This is a genomic window from Occultella kanbiaonis (assembly GCF_009708215.1).
Lineage (GTDB): Bacteria > Actinomycetota > Actinomycetes > Actinomycetales > Beutenbergiaceae > Occultella > Occultella kanbiaonis.
This window is the reverse complement of sequence record NZ_CP046175.1, coordinates 973,987-992,421: the sequence shown is the minus strand read 5'-3', so window position 1 is coordinate 992,421 and position 18,435 is coordinate 973,987. Positions and strand designations below refer to the sequence as shown.

General features: G+C 69.9%; 20 protein-coding genes and 2 tRNA genes. 11 read left to right on the top strand and 11 right to left on the bottom strand.

The window, feature by feature from the left end:
• The first annotated feature begins 132 nt into the window (after positions 1 to 132).
• Positions 133 to 495 carry a hypothetical protein gene (locus GKS42_RS04230; RefSeq protein WP_154792714.1) on the top strand — a complete coding sequence of 121 codons (363 nt, stop codon included), beginning with the start codon at positions 133 to 135 and terminating at the stop codon, positions 493 to 495.
• A gap of 3 nt (positions 496 to 498) precedes the next feature.
• Here GKS42_RS04230 and GKS42_RS04225 read toward each other — a convergent pair whose 3' ends face one another.
• The 3 genes from GKS42_RS04225 to GKS42_RS04215 form a co-directional block, all read right to left on the bottom strand.
• Positions 499 to 1,485, bottom strand: coding sequence for a bile acid:sodium symporter family protein (locus tag GKS42_RS04225; RefSeq protein ID WP_154792713.1), 987 nt, complete (start codon positions 1,483 to 1,485; stop codon positions 499 to 501).
• 129 nt (positions 1,486 to 1,614) lie between these two features.
• Positions 1,615 to 2,577 carry a non-homologous end-joining DNA ligase gene (gene ligD, locus GKS42_RS04220; RefSeq protein WP_154792712.1) on the bottom strand — a complete coding sequence of 321 codons (963 nt, stop codon included), beginning with the start codon at positions 2,575 to 2,577 and terminating at the stop codon, positions 1,615 to 1,617.
• Positions 2,578 to 2,620: 43 nt separating this feature from the next.
• The gene (locus GKS42_RS04215) at positions 2,621 to 3,775 is read right to left on the bottom strand and encodes an FAD-dependent oxidoreductase (RefSeq protein ID WP_154792711.1); all 1,155 of its coding nucleotides are present in this window, start codon (positions 3,773 to 3,775) and stop codon (positions 2,621 to 2,623) included.
• 180 nt (positions 3,776 to 3,955) lie between these two features.
• On the opposite strand from GKS42_RS04215, the gene GKS42_RS04210 reads away from it, so the two are divergent.
• From GKS42_RS04210 to GKS42_RS04200, 3 genes are all read left to right on the top strand, one after another.
• Positions 3,956 to 4,615, top strand: coding sequence for a hypothetical protein (locus GKS42_RS04210; protein ID WP_154792710.1), 660 nt, complete (start codon positions 3,956 to 3,958; stop codon positions 4,613 to 4,615).
• Entirely contained in the window at positions 4,612 to 5,574 is a 963-nt protein-coding gene (locus tag GKS42_RS04205; RefSeq protein ID WP_154792709.1) for a hypothetical protein, read from the top strand. Before GKS42_RS04210 ends, GKS42_RS04205 begins: the two co-directional genes overlap by 4 nt.
• 68 nt (positions 5,575 to 5,642) lie before the next feature.
• Entirely contained in the window at positions 5,643 to 6,104 is a 462-nt protein-coding gene (locus GKS42_RS04200; RefSeq protein WP_154792708.1) for a VOC family protein, read from the top strand.
• A gap of 30 nt (positions 6,105 to 6,134) precedes the next feature.
• Here GKS42_RS04200 and GKS42_RS04195 read toward each other — a convergent pair whose 3' ends face one another.
• From GKS42_RS04195 to GKS42_RS04185, 3 genes are all read right to left on the bottom strand, one after another.
• Entirely contained in the window at positions 6,135 to 6,434 is a 300-nt protein-coding gene (locus GKS42_RS04195; RefSeq protein WP_154792707.1) for a TetR/AcrR family transcriptional regulator C-terminal domain-containing protein, read from the bottom strand.
• Positions 6,435 to 7,019: 585 nt separating this feature from the next.
• A complete protein-coding gene (locus GKS42_RS04190) occupies positions 7,020 to 7,400 on the bottom strand; it encodes a hypothetical protein (RefSeq protein WP_154792706.1) in 381 nt (126 codons plus the stop codon).
• Positions 7,397 to 7,723 (bottom strand): MerR family transcriptional regulator, encoded by a 327-nt coding sequence (locus GKS42_RS04185; protein WP_154792705.1) that lies wholly within the window; start codon positions 7,721 to 7,723, stop codon positions 7,397 to 7,399. The genes GKS42_RS04190 and GKS42_RS04185 overlap by 4 nt, the downstream gene beginning before the upstream one ends.
• Positions 7,724 to 8,039: 316 nt before the next feature.
• Here GKS42_RS04185 and GKS42_RS04180 point away from each other — a divergent pair, with 316 nt between their 5' ends.
• The gene (locus GKS42_RS04180) at positions 8,040 to 8,468 is read left to right on the top strand and encodes an Hsp20/alpha crystallin family protein (protein ID WP_154796536.1); all 429 of its coding nucleotides are present in this window, start codon (positions 8,040 to 8,042) and stop codon (positions 8,466 to 8,468) included.
• 441 nt (positions 8,469 to 8,909) lie between these two features.
• The gene (locus GKS42_RS04175) at positions 8,910 to 9,230 is read left to right on the top strand and encodes a J domain-containing protein (protein WP_154792704.1); all 321 of its coding nucleotides are present in this window, start codon (positions 8,910 to 8,912) and stop codon (positions 9,228 to 9,230) included.
• A 102-nt stretch (positions 9,231 to 9,332) separates the two neighbouring features.
• Here GKS42_RS04175 and GKS42_RS04170 read toward each other — a convergent pair whose 3' ends face one another.
• Complete coding sequence (locus GKS42_RS04170) at positions 9,333 to 10,304, bottom strand: aldo/keto reductase (protein WP_154792703.1); 972 nt, start codon at positions 10,302 to 10,304, stop codon at positions 9,333 to 9,335.
• 116 nt (positions 10,305 to 10,420) lie between these two features.
• Here GKS42_RS04170 and GKS42_RS04165 point away from each other — a divergent pair, with 116 nt between their 5' ends.
• From GKS42_RS04165 to GKS42_RS04155, 3 genes are read left to right on the top strand one after another with little or no spacing between them, the layout of a single operon-like run.
• Positions 10,421 to 11,053, top strand: coding sequence for a TetR/AcrR family transcriptional regulator (locus GKS42_RS04165; RefSeq protein ID WP_154792702.1), 633 nt, complete (start codon positions 10,421 to 10,423; stop codon positions 11,051 to 11,053).
• A gap of 37 nt (positions 11,054 to 11,090) precedes the next feature.
• Positions 11,091 to 12,128, top strand: a complete 1,038-nt coding sequence (locus GKS42_RS04160) for a zinc-binding dehydrogenase (RefSeq protein WP_174791033.1) — start codon at positions 11,091 to 11,093, stop codon at positions 12,126 to 12,128.
• Positions 12,125 to 12,853 (top strand): SDR family NAD(P)-dependent oxidoreductase, encoded by a 729-nt coding sequence (locus tag GKS42_RS04155; protein WP_154792701.1) that lies wholly within the window; start codon positions 12,125 to 12,127, stop codon positions 12,851 to 12,853. The genes GKS42_RS04160 and GKS42_RS04155 overlap by 4 nt, the downstream gene beginning before the upstream one ends.
• A gap of 69 nt (positions 12,854 to 12,922) precedes the next feature.
• Here GKS42_RS04155 and GKS42_RS04150 read toward each other — a convergent pair.
• Positions 12,923 to 13,011, bottom strand: a tRNA-Ser gene (locus tag GKS42_RS04150).
• An 83-nt stretch (positions 13,012 to 13,094) separates the two neighbouring features.
• Between GKS42_RS04150 and GKS42_RS04145 the strand changes: the two genes are divergently transcribed.
• Positions 13,095 to 13,715 carry a DUF4166 domain-containing protein gene (locus GKS42_RS04145; protein ID WP_154792700.1) on the top strand — a complete coding sequence of 207 codons (621 nt, stop codon included), beginning with the start codon at positions 13,095 to 13,097 and terminating at the stop codon, positions 13,713 to 13,715.
• 28 nt (positions 13,716 to 13,743) lie between these two features.
• On the opposite strand, the gene GKS42_RS04140 is transcribed toward GKS42_RS04145, so the two are convergent.
• From GKS42_RS04140 to GKS42_RS04130, 3 genes are all read right to left on the bottom strand, one after another.
• Positions 13,744 to 13,832: transfer RNA gene (locus GKS42_RS04140), tRNA-Ser, on the bottom strand.
• Positions 13,833 to 13,955: 123 nt separating this feature from the next.
• Positions 13,956 to 15,788: a glycoside hydrolase family 2 protein gene (locus tag GKS42_RS04135; protein WP_154792699.1), complete on the bottom strand. Its 1,833-nt coding sequence runs from the start codon at positions 15,786 to 15,788 to the stop codon at positions 13,956 to 13,958.
• An 80-nt stretch (positions 15,789 to 15,868) separates the two neighbouring features.
• Complete coding sequence (locus GKS42_RS04130; protein ID WP_210769308.1) at positions 15,869 to 16,951, bottom strand: LacI family DNA-binding transcriptional regulator; 1,083 nt, start codon at positions 16,949 to 16,951, stop codon at positions 15,869 to 15,871.
• A gap of 187 nt (positions 16,952 to 17,138) precedes the next feature.
• On the opposite strand from GKS42_RS04130, the gene GKS42_RS04125 reads away from it, so the two are divergent.
• Entirely contained in the window at positions 17,139 to 18,431 is a 1,293-nt protein-coding gene (locus GKS42_RS04125; RefSeq protein ID WP_232847915.1) for an extracellular solute-binding protein, read from the top strand.
• The last annotated feature ends 4 nt before the right edge of the window (positions 18,432 to 18,435 follow it).

Here is an 18,435-nt window from a genome sequence, read left to right as displayed (position 1 = left end):
GCTCGCTGAGATCGGACCCGACACCTCGAGATCGCCCATCGCGAAGGGGCGATCTCGACGGCGCAGGTGCGAGATGCCGGGGCGAGGGTCGGTGGTCAGCCGGGAGCACCGGCGGCCGATAGCGTGGCCGCGATGGAACCCGACCAACCGACCGTGGGTGTTGACCTGCCCGTCCGACCCAGCCGGGCCGCGGCGGCCTGGGTGATCGTTGCGGCGTCGCTCATCCTGCTCTGGTCAGTGGTGGCGACGTGGCTCCTGGCGATCCCCGCCGCGGCCCAGGCGGTCTGCCCGGCGGTCCACCCGGCGCCGGCCGGCTGCAGTCCGGCCCGGGTGCCGGTGGCCGCGCTGTGGTCCGCCATCCTGATCGCGACGTACGCGACGGTGACCATCCTGGCGGTCAAGGCTCGCCACCGAGGGTTCGGTGCCCTGATCGGCGGTGTGGTGCTGCTGGCCGCGCTCGCCTTCGCGGCCCACCGGGTCACGCTGCAGGTGTAGGCGCTACCCCTGGGCCGCCACGACGCCGGGGTCCTCCGAGTCGCGGGCGAGCCGTCGGGCCAGGGCCGCGCACACGACCAGTTGCAGCTGGTGGAAGATGATCAGCGGCACGGCGATCGTCGCCGCGGTAGCCGCCGGGAACAGCACCACGGCCATCGGCAGGCCGGTCGCCAGGGACTTCTTGGACCCGCACATCAGCAGCGCGATCCGGTCGGCCCGGTTGAGCCGGATGCCGCGTCCACCCCACCAGGTCGCGGCGAGCATGATCGCGAGCACCACGGCGCTGATCACCAGCAGTGCCACGATCATCACCCAGGAGACCGAGGACCAGACCCCGTCGGCGGTGGCGGAGGCGACCGCCCCGAACACGATCAGGATGATCGTGCTCCGGTCGAGCAGGGTGGTCAGCCACTTGTGCGCGCGAAGCCAGGTCCCGACCAAGGGCTGCAGGAGCTGACCGACGACGAACGGCAGCAGCAGCTGCAGCAGCACCGATCGCAGTCCGCCGAGCCCGCCGGCGCCCGACGCCCCCATCAGAGCGAGCACGAGCAGCGGGGTCAGCACCATGCCGAGCAGGTTCGAGATCGTCGCGGCGCAGATCGCCCCTGCCACGTTCCCCCGCGCCACCGACACGAATGCGACCGATGACTGCACCGTGGACGGCAGCAGGGACAGGAACAGCACCCCGGCCGCGAGCGCGTCGCCGATGATCGGCGCAGCCACCCAGGACACGCCCAGCCCGAGCAACGGGAACAGCAGGTAGGTCGATCCGAGGATGCTGCCCTGCAGGCGCACGTTCTTCAGTCCGCCGAGGACCTCGCGGGTGGACAGCCGCGCCCCGTAGACGAGGAACAGCAGGAAGACGGCGACGTCCCCGACACCCTCGATCGCCCCGCGCAGCGCGTCCGGTACCGGCAGCACCAGCCCGAGGACCAGGGCGATCAGGATCCCGACGACGAACGGGTCCACCCACTGGCGCAGGACCCTCATACGAGTTGCTCGAGCGTGGGTCGGACGGGGCAGGTGGAGTTCGGTGACACGAGAGGCAAGGGTAGCCCGGGACCGTTTCGACCTGGTTTCGCGTGCCCCCGCCCCGCCTGAGAGCGCGGGCGCGGCAGTTCAGTCGTCGCCGCCCGGATCCGGCTCGTCGCGCTCGTCGGAGTCCGCCCACTCGAGCAGCTCGTCCAGACGATGCGCCTTCGAGTCGATGTCGGCGTGCAGGTCCCCGAGCTTGGCGAACCGGGCCGGGACGGTCGCGATCGTGAACCCGGTCGGGTCCACGCCGTCGATCTCGTCCCACCGGATCGGCGTGGACACCGTGCCCTCGTCCTTGCCGCGCACCGAGTAGGCGCTGGCGATGGTGTGGTCGCGGGCGTTCTGGTTGTAGTCGACGAACACCGCGGCCGGGTCCCGGTCCTTGCGCCACCAGGTGGTGGTGACGTCCTTCGGCGCGCGGCGCTCGACCTCCCGCGCGAACGCGAGCGCGGCCCGGCGCACGTCGTCGAAGCCCCAGTCCGGCTCGATCCGGACGTAGATGTGCAGGCCGGATCCGCCGGAGGTCTTCGGGTAGCCGGTGATGCCGAGGTCATCGAGGACCTCGTGGGCGACGTGCGCCACCTGCCGGACCCGGTCGAACGGGCAGTCCGGCATCGGGTCGAGGTCGATGCGCCACTCGTCGGGCTTCTCGGTGTCCGCGCGCCGGGAGTTCCAGGGGTGGAACTCGACGGTGGACATCTGCACGGCCCAGATCACGCTCGCGAGCTCGGTCACGCAGAGCTCGTCGGCGGTCCGGTTGTACCGGGGGAAGTGCAGCTCGACGGTCTCGACCCAGTCCGGTGCGCCCCGCGGCAGCCGCTTCTGGTGCACCTTCGCACCTGCGACGCCGTCGGGGAACCGGTGCAGCATGCACGGTCGCTCGCGCAGGGCGCGCACGATGCCGTCGCCGACGGCGAGGTAGTAGTTCGCGAGGTCGAGTTTCGTCTCCCCGCGTGCGGCGAACATGACCCGCTCGGGGTGGCTGATCCGCACGGTGCGTCCGCCGACGTCGAGTTCGACGGCGGTGTCGTCGGCCTTGGCTGCCATGTCGCCGAGCGTAGTGCTCACCCCGCGCGGGCGCCCAGGTGCGTCAGCCGGTGTACTCCAGCGAGGTGTCCTCGCTGCGGGAATGCTCGGTGACGTCGTCGAAGCGGTGGAACTGCTCGGCCATGAGGTCGGCGAACAGGTCCACACCCTTCATCCGGCTGGTCTCCTCGGGCCCGTGGAAGCGCGGCACACCGGACCCGTCGAGCAGTTGGGAGGCACCGCCGTCGGGCCCCAGCGGGAGCACGATGCGCTCGGGCGGCGGCTCGTACACGGTCGACGGCGCGCGGCCGGCGATCAGGTCCGCGATGTTCGTGGCGACCACCCGGCCGTGGGCGCGAGCGGCGTCGGCGCGCTTCGTCTCGGGCAGGTCCGCGATGTCCCCGACGGCGAACACGTGCTCGTGCCCGGCGACGTTCAGGTGCTCGGTGACCCGGAGCGTCCCGTCGGGGCGGCGCGCGTCGAGCAGGCCACCGGCCAGGTAGTCGGTCACGGCCCGGTTGCCGTAGCAGCGGAACCAGACCTGGGCGTTGATCTCCACACCGGCGTCGGTGCGGACGGTGAAGTCGTGCAGGCGGCCGACGTCCATCGGAGGCAGGAAGCCGAGCGGTGCACCGAGGACGAGGTCGACGCCCCGCTGGACCAGCTGCGCCCGGATCGAGTCGCGCACCTGACCGATGACGTCGATGGTGGTCAGGATGTCATCGGCCTGGTCCACGAGGGTGACGCCCAGGTCCGGGAAGGCGCTGGTGAGTTCGCCGGCGAGCTCCACTCCGACGGGACCGGCACCGACGAGCAGCACCCGGCGCGCCCGCCCGAGCGCGTCGCGCAGCCGCGCCATCCGCGAGCGCACCACCCGTTCCTCGGACTCCAGGAACTTCGCGGGGAACGGGTACCCGGTGCCGGTGGCGAGGACGAGGTAGTCGGCGTCGACGAACTCGGTCCGACTGAAGCTGACCCGGGTGGGCGTGACGGCGCGGGCCGTGTCATGGATCACCCGGCCCCGGGTGAGCAGCCGGTCGTAGGGCAGGAACACACGGTCCTCGAAGGCCGGGTCGGCGACAGCTCGGAGGGTGCCGACCGCGTGCACGAACGCGTCCTTGGACTCCACCAGGATCACGTCCGCGACCGCATCGAGCTGCTGTGCCACGGCGACCCCGCCGTACCCGCCGCCGACCACGACCACTCGTGGGTGTGCCATCGTCTCCTCGTTCCGCTCGGAGGGCCTGCCTCTTCCTCTGGTCTACTCCGAACCGCCGGCAAAGTCTCTAGATCGTGCGCTGGATCACCGTGTCGGCGGTCACACCCGGGCGTCGACCGTCGGGGCCGATACGACCCGCGGACCCCTGCCCGCGCTCGGACCGTGGATGATGGTGTCCCGATGTCTGTCGTGGAGTGGTTCGCCCAGGTGTTCGCCGCCGTGGGCGACGTGCTGTCCTTCCGGGTGCCGCCGGTGCTGCTCGACTCGCCCGGTCACGCACTGTCCCTCGGCATCGGCATCGCCGTGCTGGCCGGCCTGTCGACCATGCTCGGGCATGCCGTCGTGTTCGTGATCAACCGGGTCCGGCGCCTGCGCATGGTGGCCGCGATCGCGCTCGGAGCCGTCTACACCGTGCTCCTGCGTGGCCTCACCGGCGTCGCGATCGCCCTGGTCGCGTGGCTCGTCACGCGCGGCAACGTCGACGGCGAGATGATCACCGCCGCCTACCTGTTCGCCATCGCGCCGCACGTGCTGGCGTTCCTGGTGTTCATCCCCTACCTCGGCCTGCTGTTCGGCCGGGTCCTGGAGGTGTGGTCGGCGGTCGCACTCGCGGTCCTGCTGGCACCGGTGCTCGGCGTCGGCCTGCTCCCGGCGCTCGCCATCTCCGGTGTCGCGTGGGCCGGCGCCCACCTGGTCTCGGTCGTCCTCGCCGGACCGCTCGCGCGCGTGACCTCCCGCGGCTGGACGCTCGTGACCGGCCACGAGACGATCCTGACCTCGTCCGACATCCTCTCCGGCGCCCCGTTCGTGCCTCTCGAGCATCGGGAGCACCACGCATGATCGAGGTGCTGTTCCTGGGGCTCGTGGCACTTGCGCTGACCTTCGCGCTGCTCGCCCCGCTGGAATCGCTGCGGTGGTGGTCACGGCGCAAGGAGGCACCGGTTCTCGACGGGCTCGCCCGACCGGAGACTGGCGACGGCGTTCCTGCGGTCCGGCGGGATGCTTGCCTCTTCGTGGTGTACCTGTCCGGGATCGGGGCTGTGGACGGCACCACCGACTCCCGACGCGAGCAGGCGGTGCTGGCGACGCTGTCGCAGGAGCTGCCGGACGCCGTCGTCACTGCGGACGTGTTTCCCTACGCCGTCGAGAACCGGGGCCTGACGCAGCGGTGGACGAACTGGTTCTGGAGGCGGTTGCAACGCCTCCAGCGGGTTCCGGTCGCGAACACGGCCTCCAAGCTGATCAACCTGCGCAACGCGCTACGGGTGCTGGTCTCCGCCGACCCACGCTACGGTCCGACGTTCAGTCTCGCGGTAGCACAGGAGATCGCGGAGTCGCTGACGCGGCACGGCTACGACTGGGACGTCCGGCCGCCGGTGACCGTGGTCGGGTACAGCGGTGGCGGCCAGATCGCACTCGGCGCGAGCTGGTTCCTGGCCGCGCTCGACGTGCCGGTCTCGGTGTTCTCCATCGGCGGGGTCCTCGCCGCGGACCCGGCCCTGGACCGGGTCGAGCACCTGTGGCACGTGTACGGCTCCAAGGACCGGATCCAGTCACTCGGGCAGGTGGTGTTCCCGGGGCGGTGGCCGACGGCCCGGATCTCGCCGTGGGCTCGCGCGGAGCGCGACGGGCGGATCACGGTGCGTTGTATCGGGCCGATGCGCCACATGGGCAGCCGGGACTACTTCGACAGGCACCACAAGGACGCCGACGGCGTCGACTACCGCCGGCGCACGGTCGAGGCCCTCCTCGATGCACTCCGGGTCGATCCGGAGCTACCGGAGGTCCTCGGCCGATAGCGGACCGGATCTGTCCGCGACTCCCGACAGGGTGGGACCCTGAACGTCCCGAACCGAACGGAGACCTCATGAGCCGCACGATCCAGATCACATTCGACGCCCACGACCCCGACGCCCTCTCGACGTTCTGGCGTGACGTGCTCGGCTACGTCCACCCCGGCCCGCCAGGAGTGGACCTGGCGCCGGGCGCGGACCCGCTCGCCGCCTGGGACGACTTCCTGGAGAAGGCCGGTGTGCCCGAGGATGAGCGCAACTCGGCCTCCGCCCTCGAGGATCCGGAGGGCGTCGGTCCGCGCCTGTTCTTCCAGCGGGTGCCCGAGGACAAGGTCGCCAAGAACCGAGTCCACCTCGACGTCCGGACCGCTTCCGACCTGCGCGGCGACGAGCGCATGGCCGCGCTCGAGGTCGAGTGTTCGCGTCTCGTCGGCCTCGGCGGCACCCGCCTGAAGCGGTTCGAGCCCGAACCGCCGACCAGCATCGGGTTCATCGTGATGGCCGACCCCGAGGGCAACGAGTTCTGCCTGGACTGAGGCCGGCTGCGGCCCCGTCCGGGGCGGGTCTCAACGGCGGGGTCCTGAGCCGCCCGCTCCGGTGCCGTGGTCACCGATCGCCCGCTGGAGGCCGTCGAGGAGCAGGTCGAGCCCGTACTCGAACTCCGCGCCGTAGGCGTATCCGGGCGCCAGGACGTGTTCGGTCGTGAACTCGAGCAGGTGCGGATGGGCCGCCGGCTCGAACAGGTGCATCATCGAGTCCGCGACCTCGGTGACGGCTTCCGGCCCGGTGATGGGCAGCGAGGTCTCCGAGAGTGCGAACCCGTTGATGTAGCTGTCCAGCAGCGCGAAGGCGTGGGCTGTCACCACGACCGAGAAGGCGGCTTCGCGTCACTACGTCACGAGAGGTACGCCATGAGCACCACCCAGCGCAGTACACGCGACCAGAGCACGGCGACGCCGGTGCCAGCGATGAGCGGGGCACCTGATCGAGCCTCATGACATCGGCTGTCCCGTACTCGTGATGAACTACGGCGCCCAGACCTGGCGGGTGTTCGGAGGGACCACGTTCTGCCTCATCGCGGCCGCTCTGTTCGCCCCTCGGCGTGGGTACGCTGCTGCGCTCGACCGCAGGCGCCGTGACGGTGTCCCTGGCCGTGTTGCTGCTCCTGCCGGACCACCTGCAGTTGATCCGATTGACTGGGTCCAGAGTCTGATCGATCCCCTCCCGATGCCGGCGGCGACCTCGTTCCTCGCGACCAGCGGGGCGCTCGGCAGCAACCACACGCTCGAGCCGTGGCAGGGCGTACTCGTGGTCGCGGGTTACGCCGTCGTCCCGCTCGTCGCCGCCGCTGCGTCGCCGCGACGCGTAGCAACCGCACTGGCTCGGGGCACTGGGGACGTCGCAGCAGCTGAGCCTTCTGGACGCCACCGCCGACGATCGATACCCCGGGCTCAGGTGTCCTCGACCGGCGAGTCCTCGCGGGGGCAGGGCGCCCGTCGGCGGCGCAACTCAGCGATGAGCTGGTCCTGTTGGCGCAGCAACTGGCGCAGGTCGTCAGGGCTGGAGGCGCTGCCGGCGTCGAACCGACCGGTCAGGCGGATCTGGTCCTCCGTCCGGGCGAGCTGCGCGATCAACTCCCGCACGCTCAATATGGGCAGAGCCACCTGGCCCCGGACGACCAGCGGGTCGGCCTGGGTGGTGGACCCGATCGACTTGGCGGAGCCGTCCTGGATGTCAACAGTGACCGCGGGGCGGGCCCCTCCGCCCACGTCGGCCTCCGGGGCCTCGTCGAACGAGTCTGCTGAAGGCACGTCCGTCCATGGTGTGGTCATCCCCGCTTCCTCCCGTTCTCATCGGTGGACTCCCGGTCCTCGCGTTCCTGTTGGCGCAGTTGATGGTGAAGGTCCTGGTTCTCGTCCTGCAGGTGCAGCACCATGGCGATTCCGGCGAGGTTCAGTCCGGCCTCGAGCAACTGGTCGATTCGCCGCAACCGGTACAGGTCGTCCTCGCTGTAGCGGCGTGTGCCACCCGCGGTTCGCTCGGGGTCGAGCAGTTCCTGTGACTCGTACCAGCGCAGCCGCTGGACACTCATACCCACTAGGTCGGCGGCCACGGATATCCCGTAGACGCCCCTCGCGGGGTCCAACGGCCTCATCGCCGGCCCCGACTGCAGACCCCGCGGACGTAGTGGCGGCTGCCACGCGCATCGCACTCGTGAACCTGTCGGATGCCGCAGCCGGCCGAGAACCTTGTCACGATCACGGGGCCGACCTCCTCTCGTCGGGTTGGCACTGACTGACGCTGAGCCATGGCCGCGTGCGGGCGACGTGGACCGAGCCGTCAGGAACGAGCAACCTTCTTCGATTGACCTCTTGCACTAGTATGCCGCCGGTGCTATACAAAATCTACCACTGCCACAGGAGGTCTGTGGCGAACCGATCCACAAGAAGGAGTGATTGGAAATGGCTCAACTGTTGATGCGCACCGATCCGTTCCGGGACCTGGACCGGCTGACACAGCACCTGTTCCGCGGCGACGGCACCCTGGCTCCCACGGCGATGCCGATGGATGCCTGGCGCGAGGGCGACACCTTCGTGGTTGAGTTCGACCTTCCAGGACTGAGCGCTGACGCGATCGAGCTGGATGTCGAACGCAACGTGGTCACAGTCAGCGCTCAACGGCCGGTGCGGGAGAACACCGAGGACATGATCGCTGCCGAACGGGCCCGGGGCACGTTCAGCCGTCAGTTGGTGCTGGGGGACAACCTCGACACCGAGAGCATCGATGCTGCCTATGACGCCGGTGTGCTGACCCTGCGGATCCCGGTGGCCGAGCAAGCCAAGCCCCGCAAGATCGAGATCGCGAGCAAGGATCAGGACCGGCAGGTCATCACCTCCTGAGTCGGCGGAGTCCGTCGTGCGAAGAAGAGGTGGCCAACCCGCGCCGGGCACCGATGAGCAGTTTCTGGCTCTGGTGCTCTGCGACGAGCAACTGGTGCGTGCGGAGTTCGAGGCGATCATCGAAGCCTCGTGGGCCGGTCCGCCCTCGAACTTTGTGACCGCCGCCGTCGCGGACCGGTGGCCCGACAGGTCCTGGTCCGATCTCACCCGGGCTGGGCTGCCGCCCTTTGGGCAGCCCGGCGTTGGCGGCTCGGCTCGGCAACGCTCGCCCCCGGGCACCACACCCGCTCGACCACATGGAACCTCGACCGCATGGAACACAGTGAAGGAGGCGAAATCGCGGGCCGCCGGCAGCCATCCTCATACACGTGGTCCCGGCCAACGGCCGGGACCACGACTCTCGGTACGGATCCGAAATCCCCGTTTGCGACCCCACGACCTATGAACGAACCCAACCACTACGCCGTCCTGGGCCTTCCCCCGCAAGCGACCCAGGCTGAGATCGGCCGCGCCTATCGTGCGCTGCTTCGGCTGCATCACCCCGACACTCGCTCCGATGGTGGCGCCTCCCAGGGGGAGCGTTCCGATGCGGCGTTGCAAGAGGTGTTCCGCGCCTACGCGGTTCTCGGCGATCCTGCACGTCGCACCGACTACGACCGTGAGGCCAAGTTGCTCTCGCGGCGCGCGCTGCCAGCCGTCAGCAGGATCGCCTGGCCCGCCCAGCCGCCGATAGTTGCGGGGCCCGTCCACTGGTCGCCATAGCCGCGCACCAGATGGTGGTGGCGATGGTCCTGAGGCACCACCGTCACCGAAGCCTGAGACCTAACAGGTGGCCGGTGCGGGCTTCATCACGCTCCTCCGGTCTCAGTCTGCGAGATCGGCGGTCATGGCTGAGAGGTGCGCGACCTGCTCGGCTGTGAGATTGATATCGGTCGCTGACGCGTTTGCCTGCAGCTCCTCAGGTGTCTCGGCGCCGACGATCACCGAGGCCACCGTCGTTTGCGCCAGCAGCCAGGCGAGCGAGAGGTGCTGCATCTGCATGCCCCAGTCGTCGGCGAGGACGGCGAGCGCGCGAGCGACGGCGACCTCTCGGTCGTCGAACCGCGACCCGCCGTAGCGTTCGTCACCCGCCACGGGCCGCTCGAGCACGGCCAGACTGGCGAGGAGACCGCCGTGGAGCGGCGCGAAGGGGACGATGGATAGCCCGAACTTCTGGCAGGCGCTCGTCAACTCGCACTCGGCTTTGCGGTGCAGCAGGCTGTACTGCACCTGCGCGGCAACGGGAGCGGAGGCGAGCCGACGGTCGTCGGCGATCCAGAGCGCCTGCGTGACCTGCCACGCCGCGTGGTTCGACAGCGCGACCGAGCGGATCTTGCCTTGCTGGATCAGCGTGTCGTAGGCGGCCAGCGTCTCCTCCAGCGGCGTACTCGGGTCCGGGAAGTGCGCGTAATAGAGGTCGATGCGATCGGTCTGCAGACGACGCAGGCTCTGCTCGACCTGCTGGGCGATGTATCGACGTGACAATCCAGCGGTTGCGTCGAAGCGCCGCTCACCGGACTTGCTGGCGAGCACCACTTCATCGCGATGACCGACGAGCGCACGCCCCAGGATCTCTTCGGCCGATGCCCGCTCCCCCGCCGGTGGCACCCCCGGTCGGTCGAACGTCGGCGTCGAGCCATAGACGTCGGCCGTGTCAAAGAAGTCGATGCCCAGGTCCAAGGCAGCACCGACCATCGCACCGGCAGAGGTTGCGTCGGGAGCGACCCCGAAGGTCGCGCTGCCCAGGCAGATCCTCGACACCCGGATGCCCGACGTCCCCAGCACCGACCGTTCCATCGTCGCCTCCTCGCTCCGCCTTGGGCCGGCCTCGTCAAGGCTGTCGCCGGTCCGCTTGATCGTCGTCGGGAATGCTAACCGATCGGTTACAGTTGGGCAATGAGAAGGAGGCACTGATGATCGAGACCCCTCGCCCAGCGACTCGCGGGCCGTATCGCACCGGGATCGAACGCCGGGCACAGCTCGTCGCGATCGCGATCGAGGTGTTCGGGCAGCGCGGTTTCGCAGGCAGCTCGCTGCGCACGCTCGCCGAGCGCGCCGACGTCTCGCACGCGACACTCATTCGCCATTTCGGCACGAAGGAGGGGCTGCTGATCGCGGTGCTCCAGGAGTGGGAGCGGCAGTCGGCCGAGCATGACCTGGCCGACCTCAGTGGACTCGCCTACCTGCGCCGTTTGCCCGACATCATGGCAGGGCACCGCCGCAACCGTGGTCTGCTCGAGCTCTTCACCACGATCACCGCCGAGGCATCGAATCCCGAGCACCGCGCGCACGCCTACGTCGTGCAGCGCTACGAGACGAGCCTTCGAACGTTCGCCCGTCACCTGCAGACAGCAGTGGATGCCGGCGACGTCGGCGCGCTGTCACCGGCGCAGGTCGCGCTCGAGGCGCGGTTGCTGACGGCGGCGCTTGACGGCATCGGGTTGCAATGGTTGCTCGATCCGAACGTGGACATGGCGCTCGCCACCAGGACCTACCTCGAGCGAGCGATCGCGTCCTGGCGGCGGGTCGCCCGACCGACGGCCTGAACTTGACTCACTCCACCCACGACGAGAGGAAGTGCTCATGCGAGCAGCTCTGATGTATGGCGCCGGCGACGTCCGCGTCGCCAACGTCCCCGACCCAACCATCCAGGAGCCCACCGACGCGATCATCCGCGTCACCTACGCGTGCGTCTGCGGCTCGGACCTGCACCCGTACCACGATCTCGAGGACACCCCGGATGGTCGCCCCATGGGTCACGAGGCCATCGGCGTGATCGAGGAGATCGGCAGCGAGATCAATCGACTCGCCGTCGGACAGACGGTGATCGTGCCGTTCGCGTTCTCCGACAACACCTGCTCGTTCTGCCGCGAGGGCATCACCACTTCGTGCAAGCATGGCGGATTCTTCGATGGGCTCGAGACCGGAGCGACCCAGGCCGAGCGACTGCGCGTCCCGCAGGCCGACGGCACCGCCGTCGTCATCCCCGAAGGCACGGATGGGTCGCTCATGCCTTCGCTGCTCACGCTCTCCGACGTCTACCTCACCGGCTACCACGCAGCAGTCCGCGGAGGCGTCGGGGCCGGCACGAGCGTCGCGGTTGTCGGTGACGGTGCCGTCGGGCTCTCGGCCGTGCTGGCCGCGAAGCAGCTCGGCGCCGAGACCATCATCCTCATGGGACGACACGAGTCGCGCACCGATCTCGGTCGTGCGTTCGGCGCCACCGACGTCGTTGCCGAGCGTGGCGAGGAGGGCATCGCGAGGGTGCTCGGGCTGACGGATGGCGAAGGTGTGCGCGTCGTGCTGGAGGCGGTCGGCCACATGCCCGCCTACGAACAGTCGTACGGCATCGTCCGCCCGGGCGGAACCATCTCGCGCGTCGGCGTGCCGCAGTATGACAACGCCGCAGTGGGATTCGCCTCACTGTTCGGCAAGAACGTCACGCTCACCGGTGGCCCCGCGACCGTGCGCGCCTACCTCGAGGCAGCGATCCCGCAGGTGCTCGACGGCACCATCGACCCCGGTCGCGTCTTCGACCGAGCGCTCCCGCTCGACGAGATCGCCGAGGCCTACCGCCTCATGGATTCGCGCGAAGCCCTCAAGGTCCTCATCCGGCCATGACCCGCATCCTCATCACCGGCTCCGCCGACGGCATCGGCCGCCAGACCGCGCAGACGCTGCTCGACCAGTCCCACGACGTCGTGCTGCACGCTCGGACCCGTGGCCGTGCATCGGCCGTCGGACTCGATGGCCTGGGCAGCGACGTCGTGGTCGGCGATCTCGCCGATGCCGACCAGGTCCGTGACATCGCGAACCAGCTACGACAACTCGCGCCGGTCGACGTCGTGATCCACAACGCCGGAGTCATCGATGGGCCGTCGCTGCTGGCCGTCAACGTCGTCGCGCCCTACCTGCTCACCACCGACCTGCCGACACCGAGCAGATGGATCGCACTGAGCAGCAGCATGCATCGTGGCGGCAGGACCACGGTCGACGGGCTCGACTGGAGCACCAGCACGGGAACGAGCTACTCCGACACCAAGCTGCTCGTCACCACCCTCGCGGCAGCGATCGCCCGCCGATGGGACGACGTGATCGTATCCGCCGTCGACCCTGGCTGGGTGCGGTCCCGCATGGGAGGAGCCTCGGCGCCTGTCTCCATTGAGCAGGGAGCAGCCACCCAGACGTGGCTCGCCGTCAGCGACAGCCCTGAAGCGACCATGAGCGGGCGCTACTGGCGCGACCGTCGAACCGAGGCTCCGCATCCGGCGACCCATGACTCGCACCTGCAGCAGGCACTGCTGACCGCCCTCGAGCAGCACACCGGTTCGGCCCTACCCGGCTAGCCGATACCGCCCTCCGGCGATCCCTCTTCTGCGCAACCCCAGTTCCCTGCGGGAACCGGGGCTTCGCGGCGGAGACGGTGGGATTTGAACCCACGGACGGGTTGCCCCGTCACATCCTTAGCAGGGATGCGCACTAGACCAGACTATGCGACGTCTCCTAGACAACACGGGACAGCGTACCCGCCCGGCGCGGCCTCGGCCAAAACGGCGAGACGGTCCGGTCCGACCGTAGGATCGCCGGGTGGCCGGCCCGCAGCTCTCCCCCTATGAGGCCGTGCTCGGCGCCCGGATCAAGGAACTGCATCCTCGGCTCCAGCAGTACTTCGCGACCATCCCGCCCGGTCACGTCGGCACCGGAACGGGCGTCTTCACCCACGCCGGGACGCCGCGCCGCTGGCTCTGGCCGCTGATCCGGCTGGTGGAGGGCCGCCACGCCGTGTTCGCCGGCTGCGCCCGGGACGTGCCGTTCCGGATCCGCAACCGGACCGTCGACGGCCGGGCCGTGGCAACCCGGGAGTTCGAGCTGCCGGGCCGGACCTTCACCATGACCGACGATGTCGCCCGCTCCCCCGGCGGCGGCGTTGTCGATCGCCTCGGCGATCCCGCGACCGTCGCGGCCACCTTCGACGTCACGACCGCCGCCGGCGCCCTGGTCCTGACCAGCCGCACGGTCGGGTTCCGGTTCGGCCGCCTCCAGGTCCGCCTCCCACGCCCGGTCGCCCCGATCATCCGGCTGCGCGAGAGCTGGGACGCCGGCCGAGGACGGCAGTGCGTCGACCTGACGGTGGACCTGCCCCTGCTGGGTCGCGTGTACGGCTACGGCGGGCACTTCACCTACCGCATCGAGGCTGACCGGCCCTGACGGACCCGCAGGGCCGGCTCGGTGGATCTGGCGGAGGGTAAGGGATTCGAACCCTTGGTGCTGTTGAGGCACAACGGTTTTCAAGACCGTCACATTCGGCCGCTCTGTCAACCCTCCCGGCGCGCGGTCCATTGTGGCCCATCGGGCCACCGCGAAGCCAAACGCGACTGCCCGGCGGCGGAAGGTGGGCCGCGTACGCGAGCCCACCTGCGCCGTCGGGCAGGTTCGGCGAAGTCCGGCTCAGCCGGCGCTGCCCGGCGCGTCCACCCGCGCGGTCGCCTCGATCGCGGCCGGCCGCTGCTGCACGGCGCGGACACGGTCCACGTCGAGCTTGACGCTGCGGTCGAAACGGTAGATGCCGTTCTCCTCCTGGAACACGTCGGTGAGCTGGGTGTAGCAGTAGCCGAACATGTTGACGTCGTCGAGCAGGACGTCGGTCAGGCCGGCGAACCGGACCTGGAACTCCTCCTCGTCCGCGACCCGCTGGCCGTAGCCCCAGGACTCCTCACGGTCGTCACCCGCGGCCGCGAGCGCGTCCGGGTTCCACCAGATGCCGCCGTACTCGCTGACGAAGTAGGGCTGGCCGTTGTAGTCCTGGGAGATGGTGCGCCCGTCGTGGGTGTTGATCCACGGCGTGCCTGCGCCGACGTCGCCCATCTCCTCGGCGAAGGCGGCCGGGTCCTGGGTGTAGTTGTGGGAGTCGTAGACGTCGGTCTCGAGGACCCGGTGGGAGTACCCGGAGGTGTCCAGCACCGGACGCGAGGGGTCGGCCGCCTTCGTCGCGAGCCACATGCCGCGGGTGACGTCGTCGAGGTCGGTCATCCGGTCGTGCAGCACCTGCCAGGTCTCGTTCAGCGGGCACCACCCGACGATGGAGGGGTGTGAGACGTCCCGGTCGAGGACCTCGAGCCACTGCGTGATGAACGAGGCGGTGACCCGCTGGTGGTCCGTGATCGGTCCGCCGCCGCCGATGCCCCAGTCGCCGAACTCGCCCCAGACCAGGTATCCGAGCCGGTCCGCGTGGTAGAGGAAGCGCTCCTCGAAGACCTTCTGGTGCAGCCGGGCCCCGTTGAAGCCGGCGTTCAACGAGAGCTCGATGTCCGCGACGAGGGCCGCGTCGGAAGGCGCCGTCATCAGCCCGTCCGGGTAGTAGCCCTGGTCGAGCACGAGCCGCTGGAACACCGGCTCGCCGTTGATGAGGATCCGGGTGCCGTCGATCGCGACCGAGCGCAGGCCCGCGTAGGAGTCCACGGCGTCGACCACGGCCCCGTCGGCGTCCAGCAGTTCGACGCGCACGCCGTAGAGGTTGCCCTGACCCACGGACCAGAGCCGGACCCGGTCCTCGGGGACCGCCAGGTGCAGGCTCGGGGCGAGGTCGAGGTCGGCGCGGGAGGTCGCGGTGGCGATCTCGCCGGCGTCGTCGGAGAGCACGGCGCGAACCTTGTGGCCGGGCACGTTGCCGGACAGCGCGGCCACCACGGTGAAGCTGGTCGAGGCGAGGTCCGGGGTGATCCGCGGGCGGCGCAGGTGGGTGTGCGGCACCGGCTCGAGCCACACGGTCTGCCAGATGCCGGTGGTCCGGGTGTAGTTGCACTCGGAGTTCTTGAACTTGGTGGCCTGCTTGCCGCGGGCCTGGTTCGCGTGGCGGGGGTCGCGGGCGCGGACCACGATGGTGGCCTCCTCACCGGGCGCGGCCACACCGTGCAGGTCCGCGGTGAACGGGGAGAAGCCGCCGCGGTGGCGCACCACCTCGGTGCCGTTGACCCACACGGTCGTGTCATGGTCCACGGCGCCGAAGTGCAGCAGCGCCCGGCGGCCGGACCAGTCGGCCGGGACCGTCACCGTGCGGCGGTACCAGACGGCGTCCATGAAGTCGACGTGCTCGACGCCGGAGAGCTCGGACTCCGGGGCGAACGGGACGGTGATGCTCCCGCTGAGCTCGGACGTGACCAGACCACGCTCGAGGCCGGAGTCACCGCCGTCGATCTCGAACTGCCAGGTGCCGTTCAGGTTCAGCCAGTCGGGCCGGACCATCTGCGGGCGGGGGTACTCCGGGCGGGGTGTGTCGGACATCAATCTCTCCTCGAGATACAACGTTGTAGGCGGGCCACCGGCAAGCCTAGGCCATCGCCCGCGGCACTGGTCAAGCCCGATCAGTTCCCGAGGTGTCCGTTCGTGCTCTCCCGGACGATCAGCCGATGCCCCACGGTGTGCACCTGCGGTGTCGCGGTCGATCCGTCCACCCGGGCGAGCACCAGATCCACCGCCAGCTCCGCGAGCGCGGACAGGTCGGGCGCCACGGTGGTCAGGGTCGGGTTCGAGTAGATGCCGTCCTCGGTGCCGTCCCAGCCGAGCACGGCCACGTCGTCCGGCACCCGGAGCCCGGCCGCGCGCAGCACGTGCATGGCCCCGATCGCGAGGAGGTCGTTCGCGCAGACGAGCGCGTCGAGGGGATCGGGACCGGTGAACCTGTCGAGGAGCCCGCCGACCACCTCGGCGCCGCCGGGGCGGGAGTACGTCGGAGCCGGGAAGGCCTCGGTGGGGAGCCCGTGCGCCTCGAGGGCGGCCACGTAGCCCGCGTGCCGGAGCACCCCGGTGCCGTTGGTCTCGGTGGCCCGGACCCCCAGGAATCCGATCCGGCGCCGCCCGGACGCGATGAGGTGCTCGGTGGCCTCGCGGGCGGAGGCGACGTTGTCGATCACGACGTGGTCGGCCGCCGCCGCGCCGCCGTCCACGGGCAGCGTCGCCTCGCCGAGCATGACCATCGGCAGTCGTCCGCCGGCGGCCACGAGGTCGGAATCGGCGAGCGCCTGCGGGGAGAAGATGACGCCGTCCAGGAGGTCCACCCGGAACCCTTCGGCGACGACCTGCTCGTGGCCGGGCTCGGCGAACGTCTCGTCGATGAGGACCGTGTAGCCACGGGCCTTCGCCGCGAGGATGACGGCGTGGGCCAGGTCCGCGAAGTACGCGAGGCGGATCTCCGGGATGGCCAGGGCGAGCAGCCGGCTGCGGCCCTGGCGCAGATTGCGGCCCGCCGCGTTGGGCCGGTACCCGAGCTGGTCGATGGCCTGCTGCACGCGCTCGCGGGTGCTGTCCCGCACCGGAGCGGTGCCGTTGACCACGTTCGAGACCGTCTTCCAGGACACGCCGGCGAGCGCGGCCACGTCCTTCACGTTCGGCCGGCGCGCCGGCCGCGCGGGCGCGTCGTCTCCTGCACCGCTCCGGTCTTCCGACACGGTCCACCTCCCCTTGACAGCCGATGTGCGGTACATCACTGTATTCAACGTTAGAAGTTGCACGGGACACGAAGACGATCCCGTGCGGCTGTTAACGTGCGCATCACCTACTTGGAGGTCAAAGATGACCGTGAATTCTGCGTTACGTTCTCCCGGGTCGGGGGCCCGTGGACCGAGCCGGAGATCGGTGCTTCAGGGCGCTCTCGGCGCCGGCACCCTGCTCTCCGCAGGGGCTCTGAGCAGTTGCGCCGGCAGCGTGGCGAGCGCCACCTCGTCCGGCACGCTCGTGCGGATCTGGGACCTGCTCGGCGGGTCGGACGGCCAGATCATGGGCGAGATCGTCGACGGCGTCCGTGAGGAGCTGCCGCACGTCACGATCGACCGGACCACGCTGGCCTGGGGTGCGCCGTACTACACGAAGCTCGCCATGGCCTCCACCGGTGGCCGCGCCCCCGAGGCGGCCGTCATGCACCTGTCCCGCCTGATCGGGTACGCACCCGGCGGGCTCCTGGAACCGTTCGACCTTGACCTGCTCGAGCAGGTCGGCATCACCGAGTCCGACTTCCCCGCCGCACTGTGGGAGCGCGCCCTCTTCCAGGACGAGCTGTACGCGCTGCCGCTCGATACCCACCCGTTCATCACCTTCTACAACCCGGCCATCGCCGAACCGGCCGGTCTGCTGAACCCGGACGGCACCCTGGTCGAGATCGACAACCCGGACGCCCTGCTGGACGCCGGCCGCGCGATGGCGGAGGTGACCGGCGCGCAGGGCTTCTCCTACGGCTACCTCTCCGACGCCGCGCAGGGCTGGCGGATGTTCTGGGGCCTGTACGGGCAGACCGGCGCCGGCTACGACTTCACCCCGGGTCGTCCGGTCGACTTCGACGACGGCGCCGCCGTCGAGGTGCTCGAGTTCATGCAGTCGATGCTGGACGGCACGGTCGCGGCGAACAACAGCGACTACGGCGGCGCGATCGCGAACTTCAGCACCGAGCAGACCGGGCTGATCTTCTCCGGGGTATGGGAGAAGACCTCGCTGCAGGGCTCCATCCCGGACCTGGGCGGTGCCACGGTGCCGATCATCTTCGGCACCCCGGCGGCGTTCGGGGACTCGCACTCCTACGTGCTGCCCCGGCAGTTGGTCGCCAACCAGGAACGGCGTGAGGCCACCTACGAGGTGCTCGGCGCCATCCTCAAGCGGGGGCTGCGCTGGGCGGACGCGGGGCACATCCCCTCGCTGATCCCGGTGGTGGAGTCCTCCGAGTACCAGGATCTGGTGCCGCAGCGGAACTACGCGCAGGCCGCCGAGTGGATCTTCCTCGACCCACCGGTGTGGTTCGCGGGCTCCGGCAGCGACTTCCAGAACCGCATGTGCCAGGCGATGCAGACCGCACTGCAGGGCCTGGGCACCGCGCAGGACGCCGTCGACACGATGATCGGCGAGATGAACACGTTCCTCGAGACGCCGGCACCGGCGTAGGGCG